This window comes from Sphingomonas bacterium, assembly GCF_903644135.1.
Lineage (GTDB): Bacteria > Pseudomonadota > Alphaproteobacteria > Sphingomonadales > Sphingomonadaceae > Sphingomonas.
Genome location: NZ_CAHJXA010000295.1, coordinates 1 through 3,581, shown reverse-complemented (window position 1 = coordinate 3,581; position 3,581 = coordinate 1). Strand labels below are relative to the sequence as shown.

The following is a 3,581-nucleotide window of genomic DNA, read 5'->3' as shown; positions in this document are numbered from 1 at the left end:
AGGTCGGCGGGCTGGCCTGTAGCGCTCGGCGCGGCGATTGGCCACCCTCGCAGGTGCCGCGGACCAGGGGACGGGAGGGGCGGCGGATCGGTCGCGGACGTCCTGCGTTGGCTTGCGATGGACACCCCGACCGTCAGCCCCACCGCCCGCCTGCTCGGCGGCGCCGGCCTGTTGCCGCAGTTCGGCGCGCTGCTGATCCAGGCCGGCAGCCCCGGGCTGGAGGCTGGCAAGATCGCCGCGTTCGGTTACGCCAGCCTGATCCTCAGCTTTCTCGGCGGCATCTGGTGGGGGCTCGCCATGCGTCGGACCCAGCGCCAGCGGGTGCTGGTGATCGTCGCCGTCCTGCCGTCGCTGGTCCCGCTCGCGCTGGTGCCGGTGGTGGTGTTCGGCGGCTGGCGCTGGGGACTGGTCGGGCTGGCGGTGGCGCTGATGCTGACGCTGCTGGTCGACCGGCGCCTGGTCGAGCGCGGCGATGCGCCCGAGGGGTGGATGAAGCTGCGGGTGCCGCTGTCGGGCGGGCTGGCGGTGCTGACGCTGATCGCGGCGGTGCTGCGTTGATCCGCATCCGCGCAAGCGGATCGAGCTACGCCGCCTGGCGCACCAGCTCGAGCCGGCCCCAGATCTCGCTCAGCGCGTCGGTCAGCTCGCGCATCATCGCCTCGTCATGCGCCGGCCCTGGCGTGAAGCGCAGCCGCTCGGTGCCGCGCGGCACCGTGGGATAGTTGATCGGCTGCACGTACACGCCATATTCGGCGAGCAGGATGTCGCTGATCCGCTTGGCCTTGACCGGGTCGCCGACCATCAGCGGCACGATATGGGTGGTCGTCGCGAGCACCGGCAGCCCCGCCTCGACGAACATCGCCTTCAACCGCGTCGCCGCGGCCTGTTGCCCGTCACGCTCGACGCCCGACGCCTTGAGGTGGCGCACGCTCGCCAGCGCGCCGGCGACCAGCACCGGCGACAGGCTGGTGGTGAAGATGAAGCCCGGCGCATAGGAGCGGATCACGTCGACGATCTGGCGGTCGCAGGCGATATAGCCGCCCATGACCCCGAACGCCTTGCCCAGCGTCCCCTCGATGATCGTCAGCCGGTCCGCCACGCCGTCGCGCTCGGAAATGCCGCCGCCGCGCGCGCCGTACATGCCGACCGCGTGCACCTCATCGAGGTAGGTCAGCGCGTTGTAGCGGTCGGCCAGGTCGCAGATCGCGGCGATCGGCGCGACGTCGCCGTCCATCGAATAGACGCTCTCGAACGCGATCAGCTTGGGCGCGGCGGGATCAGCGGCGGCGAGCAGTTCCTCCAAGTGCAGGAGGTCGTTGTGGCGGAACACCTGCTTCTCGCAGCCCGAATTGCGGATGCCGGCGATCATCGAGGCGTGGTTGAGCTCGTCCGAGAACACGATGCAGCCCGGCAGCACTTTGGCCAAGGTCGCCAGCGTCGCCTCGTTGGAGACATAGCCCGACGTGAACAACAGCGCGCCGTCCTTGCCGTGGAGGTCGGCAAGCTCCGCCTCCAAATCGACATGGTAATGGGTGTTGCCGCCGATGTTGCGGGTGCCGCCCGAGCCCGCGCCGACATCGTGCAGCGCCTCCTCCATCACCGCGATCACCGCGGGATGCTGGCCCATCGCCAGATAGTCGTTGGAGCACCACACGGTGATCGGCTTGGGGCCGTTATGGCCCGCGAAGCAGCGCGCGGTCGGATAGGCACCCTTGTTGCGCAGGATGTCGATGAACACCCGGTAGCGGCCCTCGGCATGTAGCCGGTCAATCGCCTGCGTGAAAACGCGCGAATAATCGACGCGGGCGGGGTCGACTCGGCTGCTGGCAACGACTTCGGAAACCATGCCGCGCGCGTTAGCCCGCTAATGCGCGGATTTCCAGCGGTTTGCGCGGGTCGCGAGCCTACAACGCCTCGATCGCCTCAAAACCATGGCGGGCCAGGGCAGGCGCGAGCGCCCGTTCCGCCTCGCCCAGCCGGGTAAATACAGCGACACCCGGCACCGGCCGGTCGGGCCAAGCATCGCCCGCGGTCAGGTGGGCGACGCGCCGGGCGATGCCGGGGCCGCCGTCGACGAACGTCACCGCGTGCGGCGCGGCGGCGGCAAGCTCCGCCGCGACCAGCGGGAAGTGGGTGCAGGCATTGACGATCACGTCGATCGCGCTCCCGCCCTGCTGGTCGAACAGCCCCGCCAGCACCGCGCGATAGCGATCGGGCGCGGTCGCCTGGCCGTGCAGCTTGGCCTCCGCCAGCTCGACCAGCTCGGCCGATCCGTGGCGCAGCACCGTGCAATCGGCCGCGAAGCGGTGCGCCAGCTCGTCGACATAGGCCTGGCGCACCGTGGCGTCGGTGCCGAGCACGCCGATGACGCGGCTGGTACTGGCCGCCGCCGCCGGCTTGATCGCCGGCACCGTCCCCACTACCGGCAGGTCGAGCGCCGCGCGCACGGCGGGCAGCGCTATGGTCGAAGCGGTGTTGCAGGCGATCACGATCAGCCGCGGCCGATACCGCTCGGCGAGCCGGCCCAGCAGCGCCGGCACGCGGCCTGCGATCTCCGCCTCGCTCTTGACGCCATAGGGGAAGCCCGCGGAGTCGGCGGCATAGACCAGCGGCGTGCCTGCAGGCAGCAGCGCCTGCACCGGCGCGGCGATCGACAGGCCGCCGACACCGGAATCGAACAGCAGGACGGGACGCGCATCGGCCATCGCGCGCTCGTAGCGCCGATCGCGGCGCGGCGCGACCGTGCGGGCGACGACGGCAATTCCTGAGCCAGGTTGTTGGCGAACCGTATCGAACATCATATATTGTCAGCGAAGGGGCAGGGGTGCTGGCCGACAGTTTCTGGATCATGCCGACGGTGGCGCTGTTGCTCGGCTATCTGCTGGGCTCGATCCCGTTCGGCCTGGTGCTGACCCGGCTGGCCGGTGTCGGCGACATCAGGCAGGTCGGATCGGGCAATATCGGCGCGACCAACGTGCTGCGCACCGGCCGCAAGGGGCTGGCCGCCGCGACCTTGCTGCTCGACGCCGCCAAGGGCGCGCTGGCGGTGTGGCTGATCGCGCACTGGTCGCCCGACGACGCGTCGCTGGCGGCGGCGGGGGCGTTCCTGGGGCATTGCTATCCGCTGTGGCTGCGCTTCCGCGGCGGCAAGGGCGTGGCGACGTTGATGGGTATCGTGCTCGCGCTCTACTGGCCGCTGGGGCTCATCTATGCTGCGGTGTGGCTGGTGCTGCTGGCAGCGTCGCGCATCTCGTCGCTGGCGGGCATGGCCGCGGCGGTCACCGCGCCGATCGCGGCGGCGGGGTTCGGGCGCTACGACCTGGTGCTGCTGCTGCTGGCGCTGGCGCTGATCGTGCTGTGGAAGCACGGGGCCAATATCGAGCGGCTGATGACCGGGACCGAGCCGCGCGTCAGCTCGCATGGGTGATCGCATCCGTGGATGAGGAGCAGGCGCGACTACGCCTGATCCGCACCGCCGGCATCGGTCCGGTCACCTATCGCCAGCTGCTCGCGCGGTTCGGCACCGCCGCCGGCGCGCTCGACGCGCTGCCGATGCTGGCGCGGCGCGGCGGTGGCACCCC

Annotated in this window: 4 protein-coding genes and 1 pseudogene; 3 read left to right on the top strand and 2 right to left on the bottom strand. The window is 70.7% G+C overall.

What is annotated here, in order from left to right; genetic code table 11:
• Window positions 1–117 precede the first annotated feature (117 nt).
• Window positions 118–558 carry a DUF3429 domain-containing protein gene (locus HUU96_RS13245; protein WP_174293228.1) on the top strand — a complete coding sequence of 147 codons (441 nt, stop codon included), beginning with the start codon at window positions 118–120 and terminating at the stop codon, window positions 556–558.
• Between the two features lie 25 nt (window positions 559–583).
• Here HUU96_RS13245 and hemA read toward each other — a convergent pair whose 3' ends face one another.
• Together hemA and murI are read right to left on the bottom strand one after the other, a co-directional pair.
• Window positions 584–1,846, bottom strand: coding sequence for a 5-aminolevulinate synthase (gene hemA / locus HUU96_RS13240; RefSeq protein ID WP_174293227.1), 1,263 nt, complete (start codon window positions 1,844–1,846; stop codon window positions 584–586).
• Window positions 1,847–1,904: 58 nt separating this feature from the next.
• Entirely contained in the window at window positions 1,905–2,705 is an 801-nt protein-coding gene (murI, locus tag HUU96_RS13235) for a glutamate racemase (RefSeq protein WP_174293226.1), read from the bottom strand.
• Between the two features lie 143 nt (window positions 2,706–2,848).
• Here murI and plsY point away from each other — a divergent pair, with 143 nt between their 5' ends.
• Both plsY and HUU96_RS15205 read left to right on the top strand, forming a co-directional pair.
• A complete protein-coding gene (gene plsY / locus HUU96_RS13230; protein WP_174293229.1) occupies window positions 2,849–3,427 on the top strand; it encodes a glycerol-3-phosphate 1-O-acyltransferase PlsY in 579 nt (192 codons plus the stop codon).
• 8 nt (window positions 3,428–3,435) lie between these two features.
• Window positions 3,436–3,581: pseudogene (locus HUU96_RS15205) on the top strand (DNA-processing protein DprA); the annotation flags it as partial.

What these genes read in the sequence shown, in the direction of transcription:
- plsY (WP_174293229.1), top strand. Translation starts at nt 2,849, where the DNA reads ATGCCGACGGTGGCGCTGTTGCTCGGCTATCTGCTGGGCTCGATCCCG.
- HUU96_RS13245 (WP_174293228.1), top strand. Translation starts at nt 118, where the DNA reads ATGGACACCCCGACCGTCAGCCCCACCGCCCGCCTGCTCGGCGGCGCC.
- murI (WP_174293226.1), bottom strand. Translation starts at nt 2,705, where the DNA reads ATGGCCGATGCGCGTCCCGTCCTGCTGTTCGATTCCGGTGTCGGCGGC.
- hemA (WP_174293227.1), bottom strand. Translation starts at nt 1,846, where the DNA reads ATGGTTTCCGAAGTCGTTGCCAGCAGCCGAGTCGACCCCGCCCGCGTC.